Genomic DNA, 17,176 nt, shown 5'->3' with positions numbered 1-17,176 from the left:
CGTGATACCGGGAGCAAAACCACAGTGAATAGAGACGAAATTCTGCAACACGCGCAAGCCGTTTGCGACGGTCTACGGGACGATGACGATGGAGTACGACGCGAGCTGCTAGCACACGCCGGAAACCGCTGGTCACTTGGCATCCTTCACACGCTGGGCGTGTATGGCAAATTGCGCCACGCGGAGATCGGCAGACGTATGCACGGAGTCACCCAACGCATGCTGACGCTGACACTGCGATTACTGGAACGTGATGGCTTGGTGCTCCGCCATGACTTTCAGGAGGTGCCACCGAGAGTGGAGTACGAGTTGTCGGAAACCGGCATGGAGCTTCTCTTGCGCATGGTGCCGCTGTGGACATGGATCGTCGAAAATGCAGACCACTTTCGAGAAGCTAGGCAAACGTTTGACACCCTTCACGGCGATGCAGATGCATAGAATGCTAGGCTGCTATTCCAATGTCTGCTCCTGGCCGTTACCGAACAGCCCGCCCCGCCCTCAACCCCTGCGGGGTCGGGCGGGGCGAACAGTTCGAATGTCGCAATATATTCCGGGAGTGTAGGCCCACTGCAAGCAACTATCAAACTGCGATAGCCCCGAAGTCGCACGCAGAGGTACCAAAGCACAGCGCGCGAGAGCTAGCCGCTACCACCATAGTCCGTACACTCAAGAAAATAGCCTAAGTACACTCTCGCATGCCGATAAGCTATAAATAACGGCCAGTGAGACAGCACTAACAGTCACTAATGGTCAGAGACCTCGACTTAGGCGGATAATAGAATTTCCCATCATTACGCTGTTAGGGACAATTAACTCATGACCATCCGCATTAACCAACTGGGTAAACCCTAGAGAGATAACTTCAACCTTAGCCGTCACAACCCCCAGAGGGGAATTAATTTGAATAGTGTCTCCCACGCGAATTTGTCTGTATAGCACTAGTGAAAAGCCAGCAATTACGTTGCCCAGCGTACTCTGAGCTGCCATCCCGACAACTACAGACACCACGCTTACTCCTGCAAGTAGCGCTGTACCTAAAGCTCTCAACTCCGGTATCAAATGCGCGTAGAGAACAAACCCAAAGACGCAAGTTAATAGCTGTGCAAACTCGCTAACAAATTGCAGTGCCGTAGTGTCTGATAGATGTAGTGCCACGTGTCGCACACTTCTACGGATCAGCAATATGACGACAAGTATCAATCCCAGAATCAAAGCACCGATTAACAGCGCCCCCACAGGAGATCTGGGAGATAAAGCGGTACCGAATGACCCCAAGAAAGCACTCATACAAATCAACTCAGTGTTCGATACATGAAGTGTACCTTGCAGTACAGCTATTGGTACGAAGACGGTCATAGCGACCTCACCCCAAACCTCAGGAACTGCGAAACATACTCGAGTGAAGCCGGAGCAGGCACATAGGTCGCATGCAGTGCAATCCAGCATCTATCGCCATGACCCTAGACCCCTCACAAGCAGCGAACTCGAACCTCCTACACCCGATATCCCCCCCGCCCTCCACCCCCAAAAGGGGTGGGCGGGGGGGTATCGAGTCGGGTGGAGGCTACAAGGATAGTGCGCATGCATCCCGGGATGCGGACCGGCTGCAGGACGCAACACCTAGCTAGGACACATGCGCCAGGCAGGCCTGGAGTTCAAGCAAGCGAGCCATCAAACCGCGATGGCCCCGAAGTGGCGCGGGGAGGTACCGAAGAGATGCAGGGAAAACCTGGCCGCTACCCCCATAGTCCAGGCACCTACGAAACTCGCGTAGATACCACCTCGAATGCCGAAGCCCAACCACGAGCAGCGCAGCATAGGCAGCCCACTCGAAACCCACGACCCGAACTCCCCCCCCCGCCCTCCACCCCTAAAAGGGGTGGGCGGGGGGGCTCGGGCAGGGGCGGGGTCTACCGGATAGGGAGCTACCATGCAGGGATGCGAACGGGTAGCAGCAGGAACCCAAGCTCAGATCAAGGGCCCCAGCATAGGAGCCATCGACCCGCGATGGTGCCGAAGTGGCACGGAGTGGTACCAAAGCGCTGCACGGAAAAACTAGCCGCTACCCCCATAGTCCAAGCGCCCACGAAACTCACCTCGGTACCACGTCGCATGCCGAAGCTAGGAAGCAGGCGCCCAGCATCGGCGAGCCAATCTCACATCCCGGAGAAGCAACTCCAATCCCATGCCCGACACCCGCGCCCCGCCCGACAGCCCCCTACGGGGGCATCGTGGCGGGCGGGGCGCAGGGGTATCGGGCGCAGACCATGGGATGGCTGGAAGCCAGCTAGCGAGACCTGGCACCAAGCTAAAACGGAAACATACCCTCCCGAATTTCGGGGAAGCCGGGCTGCGGCTCGGGCATCTCAATTACGAGCTGGAGGTGGACGTCTGCGACGTCTCGCCAAGACGCTATTTAGGAAATCGGGCAACGGGACTGCCAGAGCTACCGCGACCGCCTGCAGCACTGTAAGTGTCGGTTGATTCTGCGCAAGTTCTAGCTTGGCCATATAGGTGCGATTGACTCCAACCAAATGCGCAAACTCCTCCTGGGACAGCTCAAGCGCATTACGCCGAGCCCGCAGCTCGTCCGCAAATGCCACTATCAAAGCCTCGTCTCGTTCCATAGCCGGAACTATCGATAGACAGCCGCATTTACGCACCCGCATATATGGTACAAATTAAGCGAAGGAAATTTGCCCCCAACCAATCGAACCACAAAGGCAACAGATGTACGACCTCTACCACGCAGACCAAAACGACCAATGGCGCTACACCCTGGGCACATCAGGCACACGTCCATTGATCGCTATCGGCCTCAACCCGAGCAAGGCAACACAGGAAAAATCAGACCCCACCGTAGCCAGGGTGCAAAAGGTCGCGACCCTCAATGGATACGACGGATTCGTAATGCTCAACCTCTACCCCGTGCGAGCCACGGACTGGAGCGCCCTGCCCACCCGAGCTGATGCCCAAGCCTATGCGCGCAATCTCGACGAGATGGAGAAATTGATCGCGCAGTACGAGACCCCTACGCTATGGGCTGCGTGGGGTGAGACTGTGGTGCAGCGCTCGTACTTCCTGAGGGCTCGCGACGAGCTGTATGCGCGGGTCGCAAAGTACTCGCCGCAGTGGAGCATGTTCGGCGATCCCACCGCCAGCGGCCATCCAAGACACCCCAGCCGCCTCAACTACGACTGGAAGTTCCAACCCTACACGCTGGACTAGTCCGCGGCGCACGCCCTGCATCTCTGGTCGGCCTCGGACCGAATCCTCGCAAGAAAACTCTCGCAGTGCCATCGTCCGCATAGGGCTCGGCACGCCCGCGGCTACCCCCTTCCGACCTCTGCCAAGGCTGCTGAAAATTTTGTCCATCTACCCATCACAACACGCGAGAAGGACAAGAAGGACATGCCCATTGATATTGCAAATACCCTATCCGGAGGTGGTACCTATGGCCGCTAAGGAACTAGGAGCCCAGCAGGTGGCCAACATCTGGCGGAGGGGATCGACACACGTCGGAGGCGTGCGCGGCCTGGTGCTGAACGTCACCATGTACGGATCGCGTAGCTGGCTGCTGCGCTACCAGGTGGGCGGCCGCCGCCGGGACCTGGGCCTGGGGTCTTATCCCTCGGTCACCCTCGCCCAAGCGAGAGACCTGGCACGCGAAGCTCGCCTCAAACTGGCACGCGGTATCGATCCAGTAGCCGACGCACAGCGACTGCGTACCCAACTGGCCCAGGAGATGCAGCGAGCCATCACGTTCGCAGACGCCGCTACCAAGTACATCGACGCGCATGAGAAAGGCTGGAAGAACATTAAGCACGTCGCGCAGTGGCGCTCATCTCTCGCTACCTACGCCAATCCTGTACTGGGCAGGGTACCAGTGGCAGCAGTCGATGTAGAGATGGTGCTGCGGGTGATCGAGCCCATGTGGGCCACTAAGACGGAAACAGCCAATCGAGTGCGGGGACGGATCGAATCGGTACTGGACTGGGCAGTGGCCCGAGGCTATCGCAAGGATGCCAACCCGGCGCGCTGGAAGGGACTCCTGGACAAGCTACTACCGGCACCAGCAAAGGTCACCAAGACCGTGCATCACCGTGCTATGCCCTATACCGATCTACCCGCGTTCATGGTGCAGTTGCGAAGCCAAGAAGGCAATGGTGCTCTTGCCCTGCAGTTCCTGATCCTGACGGCAACCCGCTCGGGCGAAGTGCGGGGAGCAAGGTGGGATGAAATCGATATAGCCAACCGCGTATGGACGATCCCAGCGGAGCGGATGAAAGCTCATAAGGAGCACCGCGTACCCCTGTCGGATGCAGCAATTGAGATCCTCAAGAACCAACGTGAGGTCGTACATGCATCGTGCCTCTATGTGTTCCCAGGCTACCGGGCAAGTGCCGATCCAGAGACGGGAGCGCCGCTATCGAACATGACGCTAACTGCAGTCCTCCGCCGCCTGAATGTAGACGCCGTGCCGCATGGATTCCGCTCTACGTTCCGCGACTGGTGCGCCGAGAAAACGCAGTACGCCAACGAGGTCGCGGAGATGGCCCTCGCACACACCGTCGCGAGCAAGGTGGAGGCCGCGTATCGACGCGGAGACATGCTGGAAAAGCGCCACGCACTCATGCAGGACTGGGGCAGATACGCCATGACCGACGGTCATACCCGCGGGCAACCTGCTGCAATAAAACCTACCGCCAAACCTGCCGCCGCTTGTAACAGAGCCAACTAAGACCCCGTGCCACAACACCGATCAATCAACAAATCCGATCCCAATATAGAAAAGGAAACACCATGCGATTTCGTAACTCTGCCAGCGGACACATTGAAGAATTCGGGGAAGCCACGTGGCTATGGATGCTGCTCCTGGGCCCCATCTACCTGGCCTACAAACAGATGTGGCTGCAAGCGGCGATTGCGGCAGTCATCGCGGTATTCACGGGTGGCGTGTCATGGGTGTTCATCTACCCGTTCATAGCTAAGCGCATCGTCCGAGCACACTATGCAAAGGCGGGATGGACCGAGGTGGCGGACGGCGCCGTCGTCACAAACGCCAGCGGTGCGCGAACGATAGATGTCCAGATCCTGCCCAAGGCGCCAGATGGTTACTACCGCACGCTATCGGAAGTACATATCAAACTGGTGCGATGGACGCCATTCGAGCAGAAGTTCACGCAAGAAGATGCCGCGCAACGCCTGAAAGAGCAGACGCTGGCACTAGGCGGCAACGCCATCATCAATGTGCGCTATGAGCAAAAGGACAAGACGCATTCGACAGCGGGCTATGTCGAGGCATGGGGTACTGCCATCATCAATGAGTCAGACTCCATTGCATGCCCCTACTGCGCCGAGACGATCAAGCGGGATGCGGTGCGCTGCAAGCATTGCACGGCAGATCTAGCTGGTACCCGGATATGAGGATAGCCCGAATCTCCGGTATAGCGAGAAGTACCCTCCTGGCCCTACCGTGTGCCGCCGCGATATTGGCCATGGGGGAGGTCGTGGCTGCATCCTCAGATTGCTACGCGATCAAAGATGGGGACAAACGGGCGTACTGCCTGGCGGTGGTCAAGCGGGACTATGGGTACTGCCATCGCATCAAGGATGGCGACAAGCGTAACCAGTGCATGGCAGAGATCAAGGGGACGCGCAATAACTGCTACGCAATCAAGGAGCAAGATGCGCGCAAAGCTTGCCTGACCCTCACAATTGAGAAGATGTGATCTCAATTAAATCGCTGACCGTCTACCGATCGCTTTCATAAAATCGCGCCCAGGGACGGTCTTGTTAACGTACTTGAAAATTTCTCCTCCGCCCCAGCTTGGCCCATAGCTGAGAAGTCCAAGTCGTTCAAGATTGGCCAGCGAAAGCACAATTTCCTCGCTCGGCTCAAGGATGTCCGCCTTGTCCAATCCGTCCGCCCTAAACGCCTTTTGGGGCAGTTGGTAGGTCACAATCGGCTTGCCATTGGGGACATCGGGAACGCTATAGATCAACTCAAAAACGAGCGCATCCAAGGGAGACAGGTCCTTAATCAAGGAAATGTAGGCCCGCCTCGGAGAAACCCCCACCCCTGCATCCGCGACATTAGCTAGCAGCCGGGCCCAGAGATCTTGGAGGTCATCATCCTCTTCCAAGCTACCTTCCTCCAGCACAGACAACGCAAAGTTAATAGGAAGACGCTTTACATCAATCTTTGTACCGTTCGCTTGCAGCTCTTCCTGAAATCTTTTCTCCAGACGAATTAGCCGCACTCCCCGTCGATACCGTAAGGTGTCCTCTAGTAGGCCGGACATCTGGACGAGAGGGCCGTCAAGATACTTCGCTAAAAAACTCCCGGCATCACGAGTAGCCTCGATAGCTGAGCGAGTGGTCTTCGCAACTTCCTGAACTGCCACTGCGGACTCAGAAACTGGATCACTATCTCCCATAAGTCATCCCTTCAAGGTGAGAAGCACATCTTCCACAAATAGTACAGTTAAAGAGGTGAGACTTATCACTTCTGCAATTAATCGCAGATCTTCTTATCTACGGAGGTCTCAATCTTGCCATCGGGAAGACGATGTCTGCATCCTCAGACTACCACCCAGAATGCGTGCAAGACATGTCCGGTATTGAAGTAACATACTGTAATCAACTCCACCGCCAAGCGAGTACATCTTGAAAGACTTGATCAACAAAGCAAAGAACTCCGCCGGTCAAATAGTGGAAGTCGGCAGCCAAACAGTGTCCAAAGGCGCGAAGCGGTTGAACATCAACAGCGTGAGTATCAAACGCGGTAGCGCAACATTGATAGATGGTGTATCGGATGCATCTAAGCAAGTGTATGAGCTGGGCAAGGGCGCCATAAAAACTGATCTTGCCAAAGATGCAGCAGCAGGAGCCGCAATTGGCGCCGCTATAGCGCTACCGCTCCCGATCATCGGACCTGCATTTGGGGCTGCCGTTGGCGTTGGCCTCGGCCTATATAAAAATATTTCTCAAGGCCCTCGCCCCCAAAGCTCATCGCCCGCAGCGACAGACAAGGTGATCGAAGTAGAGGCGGTGGAGGTGAAGACCCCCACGATCAGCATCGACAAATACGAAGAACTTGAGAAGCTGTTCGCCCTAAAAGAAAAGGGCGTACTGACCGATGAAGAATTTACTGGGGAAAAGCAGAAGATCCTTGCGCGCTAGTCAGTCATCCGTACTGCCTTGATCGAATCACAAGACGCCTGCAGCTAGGCCCTCCGACCACAAAATCTAGAGAGCAACGTCATGGTCAACAACCTCAATAGACTGCTGCGATGTGTCGCTGGTATGGCTCTCATCCTATCCTTCGGAGCCAACGCCAATCCACTCTACAAATGCGAAGTAGATGGAAGAACCGAATATCAAGACAAGCCTTGCGCAACAGTCAAACAGCAGGTGGCCTGCATCCAGGGAGAGGCGCAACCAATAAGATATTCAAACGAACTTACCGAGCCGTGCCAACCCAAGCCATCAGAGTCCGCAAGCTATGGCGGGTACTCAACGAGCGGGTCCTACTCCAGCAGGGCTTACAAGAGCAGTTCCGCAGGGACAGACGTTCATGTCCGAGGGTATACCAAGTCAAACGGAACCTACGTGAGCGGGCACACCCGAAGCGCACCTGGACGCGGAAGAAGTCGGTAGCCAATATTCGCTAAGAGCTAGCAAGATAGCCTAGAAGGTAGCCCAGGACAGGGCGAAAGCGCTGCGATATTAAGAGCAAATATTGCGAAGGCCATACCAGCACATACCGCTAACGCGAGATATGTGCCCAGCACCACAGTGGGTAAGCTGGAAGGTAGAAATGCAAAACGGGCCACATGGGCCCGTATTTCATAAATTCTTAACTAGGAGGGAGGGATTCGAACCCTCGGTACGTTTGCACGTACGCCTGATTTCGAGTCAGGTACATTCGACCACTCTGCCACCTCTCCGCAGCGCCGAAGCTGAAATTATAGCAGGCAATTTGAGGGTCTCGGGAAGAATCGCAAATTTCTGAAAAAAGGATGGCGGGGTGGTGATTGAGCGGGGTGAGCACCTCGCCTGCTACCGACGGACCAACCTGGAACAGCGGACAAGGGGCTGCACGTGGATAGGTAGACGAACTCAGCCCATCTTTTGAGCATAGGAGGTCATCATCGGTGGACTGAAAGAGACGGGCGGCTACCCAGCATGAGTCGCAGGGGCAATTGCTAGGCCCATGCCGCCATGGAATCGCTCTCCAGCAGTCTGAAGAAAGAGCGTATCCCCAAGCGGATCTAAAAGACCCGGGACATGACCCAGACCAATGCATTCGACCACAACGAGGCGTTCTCCAACTGATCAGGCTACCACCGTCCTCATAGACCGGGGCAGCCCGCAGGCGTTTGACCGCGCGCGGGCGTGAGGCTGGCATTTGTCCACTTGACCAAGGGCAGTCCAATGCAGGGTCTGTGCCCCCTCAAAGATTCCTACCGACTATGGGGTATCGATGCCCATGGACACGAAACCAATAGCAATAGTGCGCGCGTCGTGGTTGTTTTTGTCCACCTTGTGCGGCGCAATGGGCGCCGGGGGGATGAAGGTGATGCGGTCGGCGTTCTCACCCTGCAGGTCGACGTCTAGTCGTATTTCTGAATCACCCGCAGTCAGTTGAATATCGTAAGCATGACTTCCGATTTTGACCTTTGTCGGTTTGCTGGCGTTGGAGGCAAACGCGTGAGCCTTTAGCACCAAGGTGAACCGCTGCGGCAGCGACTGGACGAACTCGAAGGTGGTCTTGCTCTGATCGGACCAGCGTCCCCACGGCTCGACGCCGGAAAGCCCGCTGGTGCTCGCAATGAAGTCGGGCAGGCCGGGCTTGGAGAAGTCAATGCCGCTGGCCATGTCACCGGGGTAGCGCGGCCCGAATGCGTCCGCAAAATATTGGGCTTGTGCCATGATCTGCTTCGGCGTCAGACCAGAGATGGGCGGATGTGCACGGCCGTCGATCTTGAAAAACACGATCTCCTTGCTGGCATGCTCAAGTGTTGGCGGCATGTGCAGCAACTGCGTCAGCTCTTCGGTCACGGCATGGCCGTTATCCTCATAGCCCCGGCGATCGATGTAGATACCATCAAATCCAAGCCGGCGAATGACCTCAAGCTGGTGCGACAGCGGCTCTTTGGCCAGGGAGCGATAGAACAGGTCCCCTGGGCGGCCTTTCATACCTCCGAAGCTCCAGTGCAGTGCCGAGGAATGCAGCACGCCGGTCATCATCTGATAATTGAGCAGCCGGTGCATGAATGGCACTTCCGGGAAGCCGATGTAGGGCAACTGGTAGATGGCGGCGCCTGCCGGCAGCGCCTTCTCGATGTTTTGGACAAACTGCTGGTCTTTTTCGAATGCGGCCTTCTGGTTGGCATTGCAGTCCTGGCACACAGAAGCGGTTTGGTCATACAGGCCAAACAGCACCAGCACAGAGGCAATGCCCACGCTATAGCGCGCATAGCGTGGGCGTTTGAGCAGCACCGACTGCAGGGCCACGAAGAAGAACAGTATCGACCCGCAGGCGATGAAGATGCTGATCCTGTTCCAGCCCCGGATCAACGGCGACACCACCAGCGCGAACAGCGAGCCCAACCCCCCAATGGTGGCAAACATGAACAGCACAAAGATGATGGCCGCGAGCAAACGCAGCCGTTCATCGATCTTCAGGCGTGCGGGGGCGAGCGCTACCAGCAGCAAGGAGAGCATGAATCCTGCTGAGCCAATCATGCCCAGGGAGGATGTGGAGTTTTCGTTGTTCAGTGGCGAGCTGCTGTAATCCCGGGCCACGTCTCGCAGCGTCGAAGAACGGTGGTCTCCCCTGGGCATCAGCAAGTGCATCAACTTCAGACCGTAAATTTCGGACTCCAGCGGCAAGCGTTGGGCAGTCTCCGGGTTGCGGCCTTCGGTGAAGTTACCGACCAAGTTCGGTGCAACGTTGAGCAGTACCCCCGCCACGGCAAAGGTGCACAGCAGCACGGCTTTCTTCGTGCCTTGAAGGTGTCCGGAGCGCACCGCGCTGAGGATGCCAGCGAGTGCCAGCATGATGATGCCGAACAGCGCGTAATAGACACCGAACGATGCCAGCACCACCATCCCGCAGGCAGCCAGAGCCAGCCTGCCCCATGTTGTGCGGCTGCCGGGCACCTTGGCAGGGGTACGGTAGATGGTCAACGCCAAGTAGAAGAACAAAGGCGCAACGAAATACCAGGTATAAAAAAGATGCTGCAGGCGCAGGAAGTGAAACGGCACGAACGAGTAGAGTGCACCGGCCGCCATCGCAAAACTGCGGTTCAGTCCGAAACCTCGCGCCGTTACATAGGTGGCGATGAAACAGCTGACAAACCCGAGCAGGTAGAAGAGGTTGACGCCGCCCACCCAGCCTCCAGTGAGCAGGGCTGTCAACTTGATGATCAAGTGATCTCCGCCGTCGGAGCCTGGGAAGTCGAAGAAGTTGGAGCCGAACGGATAGCCGCTGCGAGCGTTCTCGAACAACCAGCCTTCATGAACGCGCTGGGCCATCCAGGCATGGAACAGTCCATCGCCGCCATAGCTGTATGGCGCCGAGAGATTGGGGACCAGCCCTTCGGGTATGCCGCTTGTCAGAATGCTGGCGAGGAAGAAAGAGGCCAGCGCACCCAGCACGATCAGCTTCCAGTCAGCTGCCACTATCTCGCGCAAGGTCAGTGGTGCTGCGGCTTCAAGGGTCTCGTCTGCAGGTACCGGATTACGCGCGGTCATGGTCTTCAGCTCCGCCCGGCTGGTCAAAGTTCAAGCGCTCGGCTTCCACCACCAACGGCATGTTGCGCATTTTCGTATGCACCGACCCCAGATATTCGCCCAACATGCCAAGAAACAGGATTTGCACCGAGCTGAAGAAGAACAGTGAGATCAGCAACGGTGCGATGCCCATTTGGAACGAGTTCCAGAACACCAGCTTGGCCAGCAGGAAGCCAAACGCGGCCAGCAGGCTCAGACCCGCCAGCAGGCCACCGCCCATCACCATCAGGCGCAGGGGCACCTTGGAGTGATTGGTGATGCCCAGCATGGCGATGTCGTACAGGGTGTAGAAGTTGTTCTTGGTGATGCCGCGCTGGCGGCGAGGCTGCTTGAACGGCACGGTCGCGATCGGGAAGCCGATCTCGCACAGCAGGCCACGGAAGTATGGGTACGGGTCGTCGATCTTCTTCAGGATATCCAACACCGCACGGTCAAACAGGCCGGCACCGGTAGCGTTCTGCACCAGAGGCACCTCCGAGATGCGCGTGACGAAGCGGTAGTAGGCGCGTCGCACCAGGAACATCATGCGCGACTCTTCGCTCTCCGGTTTAACCGCCATGACGGTCTTGAAGCCTTCTTCCCACTTCTTGACGAACTCTTCGATCATCTCGGGAGGGTCTTGGAGGTCGGAGGCGATCAGCACGGCACAGTCGCCATTGACCTGCAACAGGGCATGGTAAGGCGAGCGGATATGGCCGAAGTTGCGTGCGTTGAAGATCACCTTGACGCGTTTGTCCTGCGCCGCCAGGCCGCGCAGCTTGGCGTGGCTGCCGTCGGTGGAGCAGTTGTCGATGAATACATGTTCGTAATCGTAATCAAGGCGTGCCATGACTTCGACGATGCGTTGGTATAGCTCATCGATGTTGGCTTCTTCGTTGTAGCAGGGAGTTACTATGCTGATCAGCTTACGCATCATTGAAAACGAACCTGTTATTGATGACAAAGGAGAGCAGGGCCATGGGCACGATCAATGCCATGCCGGCCAGGTAGGGCTCGACACCCAGCAGCTTGAGGGCTGCAATGCCGGCCACGTTGGCGCCATAAACCACGCCATAGCCGGCCACGAACCTGAAGATCAGTTTGTTGTTCTTCGAGCCGAACACCAGGGCCCCTGTGCTTTTGAAATTGAAGGCAACGCCCAGTACGGTGGCCAGCAGCAAGGCCGCACTGTAGTGCAGACCCAGATACAGGAAACCGGCAAAGCAGCCATACCCGAACGCCGCGTTCAGCACGCCCACCAGCAGGAAGCGGAGCAGCTTCACCTGCATCAGCTTGCGCATCCAGGGGAGCGAGGGCTTAGTCTCTTGCATCGAGTTGCTGCCTGATCTCGCGTACTACACCGCTAAGCGACGAGTCGCCCGGTACATAACCGAACAACTGCTCGGCTTTACGGTTGCGCGAGTAGTAATGGGCCTTGGGGCCGGTAGCGTTGACGCGCGCCTGGTCGCCGGCGACGCTGTGCCGCAGGCCGAAGGTTTCACCCAGTGCTGCGAGCAATTCAAACTTGCCCACCGGCGACTGGCTGTAGCAGTCGATGACGGCATTGCACGGCGGCGCTTGCAGGATGCGGTCGATCAACTGCAGGAAGTCCGACGGCGTCAGGTAGTCCCGGATCATGTCATCAGCTGCCACTTCCAGCACACTGCCGTTGTGTAGCGCACGCAGAATGTCGCTGAGGAAGAAGCGCGCTTCGGGTGCCTGACGATGGCTGAAATAGCTGAATACTCGCACATCGACGATCGCCGCCTCGGGCAGTGCGCGGTGGCGACATTCGGCCTGGAACTTAGCCGCACCATACCAGTCCTGCGGGCTCAGGCCGTTGATCGGGAACACTGCGTGGGAGGCCTCCGTCACCGGTACCGCGAAATTGCTACCGTAGGCTGCGCCGCTGCTCAGGTAGATGTAGCGGCACGCAGGGTGGCTGCGCAGGTAGTCCAGCGCCAGGTTGTCGTATTGCTCGGTGACCGTGAAGATTGCCTTGCCCATCTGTACGGCGCGGGCCGGGTCTCCAACGCCGACGAAGTTGATGATCGCATCGAACTGGCTACTGGCGTCGAAGCCGGCATAGTCGCTGACGGCAAAGCCCTTGCGTGCTGCGATGGCTTGCAGCTCGGGGTCCAGCGCGTCAGGGGCGCGGACGAACAAGGTACAGGCGTAAGCGGTGTGCGCGGCTATGCTGGCAACCAGGTCCTTCGCAATGTGGCTGCTGGCCCCGAGAATTGCCAGCCTCATCGGCCCAGGTCCATCAGCGGCGACTGCTCATCAATCGGCCGGCCAAACTCCAGGCGCGGGCGGCATTCGCGGGCGTCTGGCATCAACACCTCGATCAACATCGGCTTGCCGTTAGCGAGGAATTCGGTCACTGCGGCGTTGAAGGCAGTCTGGTCGATGACGCTGTGAGAGGGGATGCCGTACGCCTCACCCAGGGCCTTGAACTGAGAGGTGTAGCCGTTCCAGTAGCTCGACGAGTTGCGCCCCTCGAAGTACATTTCCTGGAAGCCACGCACCATGCCCAATGAGTGGTTGTTCATCACAATGGTCAGTATGGGCAACTGGTCGCGGGCAATGATATCCAGTTCCTGAATGTTCAGCTGCGCACCACCGTCACCGGTGATGACGATGACCGGCTTGTCACCGGCGATGCTCACCCCGACTGCGGCAGGGATGGCGAAGCCCATGGTGCCCAGGCCACCCGAATGGTGCATGGCCTGGTTAGGGCCCAGGCGCAGGGTATGCGCTGCCCACATCTGGTTGTTGCCGACGTCTGCAACGTAGTCCAGCGCGCGGTCAGCGGTCAGTTCGTTGAGCGTGCTGAACAGGGCAAACGGGCTGATGCTCCAGCCCGCGTATTCATCAGTGAACGACTGCGCGAATACCTGGCCCAGGTGCGTGCGCCAGGCCGCTAGCGCCGTCGGCAGCGTGGCGGCATGGGTGATGAAGTCTGCGAATACGCTATCGAGTTCGGCCTGAATCGACTGATGTGCCTTGACCCGGTTGTCCAGCTGCGCGGCATCCAGGTCAAACTGGATGATCTGTGCATGGGCGGCGAAGGTATCGGTCTTTGCGCCGGTCTGGCGCACGTCCATGCGGCTGCCGAACACCACCAGCAGGTCACAGTTTTGCACTGCATGGTTCGCGGCGCGGGTGCCATAGGCCCCGAGCATGCCCAGGTAATGCTCGCTGGCGGTGAGCTTTTCAGCGCCTTTGAGGCTGGCGACGTGAGGGATACCCAGTTTGCCAACCTGGTTCAGCCAACGGCTGAAGTGAGGGCAGTTGACCGCGCCTCCGCCGATCAGGAACAACGGCTTTTGTGCCTTGGCCAGCGCGGCCCAGACCTCGCTGTACGAGCCCTGGGACTGAGCCACGGGGACGGCCAGGCTGGCTTTGATCAATTGGTCCAGCACCCTGTCATCGATTTCGGCCCGCTGGATATCCATGGGGATGTCCAGCAGGACCGGGCCCGGACGGCCTTCTCGCGCGATACGCAGCGCTTTGAGCAGGCTTGGAATGAGGTCGTCGACGTGGGTGACCTGGTGCGCATACTTGGTGATGCTGCTCACCAGGGCCACGCTGTCGAGTTCCTGGAAGCCTTGCTGGCGGATAGCGCGGTCGCCCTTGAGCTCATGGGTGTTCACTTGTCCAGTGAGAAACACGCACGGATGGCTGTCCAGCCAGCAATCAGCAATGCCGGTGATCAGGTTGGTGGCGCCTGGGCCGCTCGTGCCCAGTGCCACGCCCATGACCTTGTGGTGGGTCGCGCGGGCGACCCCAGATGCAGCGAAGGCCGCCCCTTGCTCATGGTGCATGGATACCAACTTGGTCTTGCCGAGCAAGTTAATACTGTCCACCAGATGGGCGATCATTCCACCGATAAGCTCAAAACCATGGAGGACGTTGTGGTCCGCCAGAACTTTTGCTACTGCATCTGAAGCTTTCATAAGTTAGAAACCGATCCCGAAGAATTCTTCCAGTTTTTCACCGACGAAGTCAAAGTGTTCCTGCCCCAGCGAAGGCTGCACGCCTAGCCAGAAAGTCTGGTTCATGGTTCGGTCGGTGTTGGTCAGCTCGCCGACCACCCGGTATTCCACGTTGTGGAAGTACGGCTGTCGGGTCAGGTTGCCAGCGAACAGCAGGCGGGTACCGATCTTATGCTGGTCGAGGAATTTCAGCAGGTCGACACGCTTGACCCCGGCGCTTTCCTTCAGCGTGACCGGGAAGCCGAACCAGGACGGTTCGCTGTTCGGTGTTGGTTCGGCGATTTCCAGGAAGTCGCTCAGGCTCGACAGACGTTCTTTGAGCAGCTTGAAGTTGCGCTTGCGGGTTTCGATGAACTCCGGCGCACGGTCCAACTGGGCCAGGCCACAGGCGGCCTGCATGTCGGTGATCTTCAGGTTGTAGCCCAGGTGGGCGTACACATACTTGTGGTCGTAACCGTGCGGCAGGCTGCCGAACTGCTGGCCGAAGCGTTTGCCGCAGGTGTCATCACAACCCGGTGCGCAGTAGCAGTCACGACCCCAGTCGCGGAACGACTCGGCGATCAGCTTGAGCTGGGCGTTGTTGGTGAACACCGCGCCGCCTTCACCCATCGTGATGTGGTGGGCCGGGTAGAAGCTCAGGGTGGCGATGTCTCCGAAGGTGCCGACCATCTTGCCGTCGTAAGTGGCGCCCAGGGCGTCACAGCAGTCTTCGACCAGCCACAGGTTGTACTTCTCGCAAATCGCCTTGACCTTGGCCAGGTTGAACGGGTTGCCCAGCGTGTGGGCAAGCATGATGGCCTTGGTTTTCGGTGTAATGGCGGCCTCGATCAGGTCGGCATTGATGTTGTGGGTGGCCATGTCGACGTCGACGAACACCGGGATGGCACCGAATTGCACGATCGGGTTGACGGTCGTCGGGAAGCCGGCAGCCACCCCGATCACTTCGTCACCTTTCTGGATGGCGCGCGTACCCAGCTTGGGCGAAGTCAGAGTGCTGAAGGCCACCAGGTTGGCTGACGAGCCGGAGTTGACGGTGATCAGGTGTTTTACGCCGAGGAATTCCGCCAGTTTTTTCTCGAATTGGGCGTTGAAACGGCCGGTGGTCAGCCAGCCGTCCAGTGACGCCTCGACCATCAACTGCAGTTCACGGGCGCCGATCACCTTGCCCGAAGGAGGGATGACGGATTCGCCCCCAACAAAAGGTTTGGGGGCCAGGGCCATCTGAGCGTAGCGCTCGACGAGCTGGCTGATTTCCTGACGGAGCATATCGGGGGTCATAGTAATTCCTGCTCAAGCTGATATTTGTTTAGGCGCCAGAAGCCATGGCAGCCATGTAGTTGTTGATTTCGTCCACGCAGCGGGAGCGCATGTCGGCGCCTTCAAGCCAGGCGCGGTGCCAGTTGACGATGTGGGTCAAGGTGGTTTCAAGGTCCCAGGTCGGTTCCCACTTCAGGTGGGTGCGTGCCTTGGAAATGTCCAGTTTCAGATAACGGGCTTCGTGCGGCTGCGGGTCGTTGTCCAGCCGCCAGCTAGCTCCATTACCCCAGGCCTGGACCATGTGGTCAAGGATCCATTCGACGGGACGGGCATCCTCGTCGCGTGGGCCGAAGTTCCAGCCTTGCGCAACGTCGTGGCCATGCGCCCATAGCTGCTGGGCCAGAACCAGGTAACCGCTCAGCGGTTCCAGCACATGCTGCCAGGGGCGTGTAGCCTTGGGGTTGCGTACTACCACCGGCTCGCCCTGTGCCACGGCGCGCAGGATGTCGGGAATCAGCCGGTCAGCAGCCCAGTCGCCGCCACCGATCACGTTGCCAGCGCGAGCCGAGGCCAGGGCCGCAGCATGCTCGGTGTTGAAGAACGAGCTGCGGTAGGCACTGGTGACCAGCTCGACACAGCCCTTGCTGTTGCTGTAGGGGTCGTGGCCACCCATGGGTTCATTTTCACGGTAGCCCCATTCCCATTCCTGGTTTTCGTAGCACTTGTCGGTGGTGACATTGACGATCGCACGCAGGCTTGGGCACTGGCGCGCGGCTTCCAGCACGTGAACGGTACCCATTACATTGGTGGCGTAGGTGTCTACTGGCTCACGGTAAGACAGGCGCACCAGTGGCTGCGCCGCCATGTGGATCAGGATGTCAGGGTCGAACGCCGTCATGCTCTGGGTGATGGCCGCCAAGTCGCGGATGTCGCCGATCTGCGAAGCGTGCATACCGCGCTCGACCTGCGCCTGTTCGAACAGCGAAGGGGAAGTCGGTGGTGCTAGGGCGAAGCCCTTTACTTGCGCCCCCATGCCCTGCAACCACAGTGCCATCCAGCTGCCCTTGAACCCGGTGTGGCCGGTAAGAAAGACCTTCTTGCCTTGCCAGAAGGCGGGAGAGACGGAAGCTTTCATGTTC

16 protein-coding genes and 1 tRNA gene are annotated in these 17,176 nt (G+C 58.3%); 6 read left to right on the top strand and 11 right to left on the bottom strand.

Translation table 11 applies throughout. The features are described 5' to 3' along the window. The first annotated feature begins 24 nt into the window (after positions 1-24). Complete coding sequence (locus MJ205_RS02260) at positions 25-438, top strand: winged helix-turn-helix transcriptional regulator (RefSeq protein ID WP_239810999.1); 414 nt, start codon at positions 25-27, stop codon at positions 436-438. A gap of 312 nt (positions 439-750) precedes the next feature. Here the strand turns inward: MJ205_RS02260 and MJ205_RS02255 are convergent, their stop codons facing one another. Both MJ205_RS02255 and MJ205_RS02250 read right to left on the bottom strand, forming a co-directional pair. Then, a complete protein-coding gene (locus MJ205_RS02255) occupies positions 751-1,287 on the bottom strand; it encodes a mechanosensitive ion channel family protein (protein WP_239810998.1) in 537 nt (178 codons plus the stop codon). A gap of 1,079 nt (positions 1,288-2,366) precedes the next feature. Next, positions 2,367-2,627: a helix-turn-helix domain-containing protein gene (locus tag MJ205_RS02250; protein WP_239810997.1), complete on the bottom strand. Its 261-nt coding sequence runs from the start codon at positions 2,625-2,627 to the stop codon at positions 2,367-2,369. A 103-nt stretch (positions 2,628-2,730) separates the two neighbouring features. On the opposite strand from MJ205_RS02250, the gene MJ205_RS02245 reads away from it, so the two are divergent. The 4 genes from MJ205_RS02245 (at position 2,731) to MJ205_RS02230 (ending at position 5,732) form a co-directional block, all read left to right on the top strand. Further along, entirely contained in the window at positions 2,731-3,228 is a 498-nt protein-coding gene (locus MJ205_RS02245) for a DUF1643 domain-containing protein (protein ID WP_239810996.1), read from the top strand. 226 nt (positions 3,229-3,454) lie between these two features. Continuing rightward, on the top strand, positions 3,455-4,741 hold the full coding sequence (locus tag MJ205_RS02240) for a tyrosine-type recombinase/integrase (protein ID WP_239810995.1): 1,287 nt from the start codon (positions 3,455-3,457) through the stop codon (positions 4,739-4,741). A 62-nt stretch (positions 4,742-4,803) separates the two neighbouring features. Further along, positions 4,804-5,427, top strand: coding sequence for a heavy metal-binding domain-containing protein (locus tag MJ205_RS02235; RefSeq protein ID WP_239810994.1), 624 nt, complete (start codon positions 4,804-4,806; stop codon positions 5,425-5,427). A gap of 83 nt (positions 5,428-5,510) precedes the next feature. Continuing rightward, positions 5,511-5,732 carry a hypothetical protein gene (locus tag MJ205_RS02230; protein WP_239810993.1) on the top strand — a complete coding sequence of 74 codons (222 nt, stop codon included), beginning with the start codon at positions 5,511-5,513 and terminating at the stop codon, positions 5,730-5,732. A gap of 6 nt (positions 5,733-5,738) precedes the next feature. Here the strand turns inward: MJ205_RS02230 and MJ205_RS02225 are convergent, their stop codons facing one another. Then, on the bottom strand, positions 5,739-6,440 hold the full coding sequence (locus MJ205_RS02225; RefSeq protein ID WP_239810992.1) for an Abi-alpha family protein: 702 nt from the start codon (positions 6,438-6,440) through the stop codon (positions 5,739-5,741). 229 nt (positions 6,441-6,669) lie between these two features. On the opposite strand from MJ205_RS02225, the gene MJ205_RS02220 reads away from it, so the two are divergent. Then, positions 6,670-7,185, top strand: a complete 516-nt coding sequence (locus tag MJ205_RS02220) for an SHOCT domain-containing protein (RefSeq protein ID WP_239810991.1) — start codon at positions 6,670-6,672, stop codon at positions 7,183-7,185. Between the two features lie 682 nt (positions 7,186-7,867). Here MJ205_RS02220 and MJ205_RS02215 read toward each other — a convergent pair. The 8 genes from MJ205_RS02215 to rfbG all read right to left on the bottom strand — a co-directional run bounded on the left by MJ205_RS02215 (position 7,868) and on the right by rfbG (position 17,172). Then, positions 7,868-7,952, bottom strand: a tRNA-Ser gene (locus tag MJ205_RS02215). 523 nt (positions 7,953-8,475) lie between these two features. After that, positions 8,476-10,764 carry a DUF7024 domain-containing protein gene (locus MJ205_RS02210; protein WP_239810990.1) on the bottom strand — a complete coding sequence of 763 codons (2,289 nt, stop codon included), beginning with the start codon at positions 10,762-10,764 and terminating at the stop codon, positions 8,476-8,478. Further along, the gene (locus MJ205_RS02205; RefSeq protein ID WP_239810989.1) at positions 10,751-11,716 is read right to left on the bottom strand and encodes a glycosyltransferase family 2 protein; all 966 of its coding nucleotides are present in this window, start codon (positions 11,714-11,716) and stop codon (positions 10,751-10,753) included. Before MJ205_RS02205 ends, MJ205_RS02210 begins: the two co-directional genes overlap by 14 nt. Further along, the gene (locus tag MJ205_RS02200; RefSeq protein WP_239810988.1) at positions 11,709-12,083 is read right to left on the bottom strand and encodes a GtrA family protein; all 375 of its coding nucleotides are present in this window, start codon (positions 12,081-12,083) and stop codon (positions 11,709-11,711) included. The genes MJ205_RS02205 and MJ205_RS02200 overlap by 8 nt, the downstream gene beginning before the upstream one ends. 16 nt (positions 12,084-12,099) lie before the next feature. Continuing rightward, entirely contained in the window at positions 12,100-13,035 is a 936-nt protein-coding gene (locus MJ205_RS02195; RefSeq protein ID WP_239810987.1) for an NAD-dependent epimerase/dehydratase family protein, read from the bottom strand. Continuing rightward, positions 13,032-14,741, bottom strand: a complete 1,710-nt coding sequence (locus tag MJ205_RS02190; RefSeq protein WP_239810986.1) for a thiamine pyrophosphate-binding protein — start codon at positions 14,739-14,741, stop codon at positions 13,032-13,034. Before MJ205_RS02190 ends, MJ205_RS02195 begins: the two co-directional genes overlap by 4 nt. Positions 14,742-14,744: 3 nt before the next feature. Beyond that, entirely contained in the window at positions 14,745-16,058 is a 1,314-nt protein-coding gene (rfbH, locus tag MJ205_RS02185) for a lipopolysaccharide biosynthesis protein RfbH (RefSeq protein WP_239810985.1), read from the bottom strand. A 28-nt stretch (positions 16,059-16,086) separates the two neighbouring features. After that, positions 16,087-17,172 (bottom strand): CDP-glucose 4,6-dehydratase, encoded by a 1,086-nt coding sequence (rfbG, locus tag MJ205_RS02180; protein ID WP_239810984.1) that lies wholly within the window; start codon positions 17,170-17,172, stop codon positions 16,087-16,089. Positions 17,173-17,176: the final 4 nt, after the last annotated feature.

It is taken from the genome of Comamonas sp. B21-038, assembly GCF_022387135.1.
In the GTDB taxonomy this organism is placed as follows: domain Bacteria; phylum Pseudomonadota; class Gammaproteobacteria; order Burkholderiales; family Burkholderiaceae_C; genus Comamonas; species Comamonas sediminis.
The sequence above is the reverse complement of the archived record's forward strand: the minus strand, read 5'-3'. Positions and strand labels throughout refer to the sequence as shown.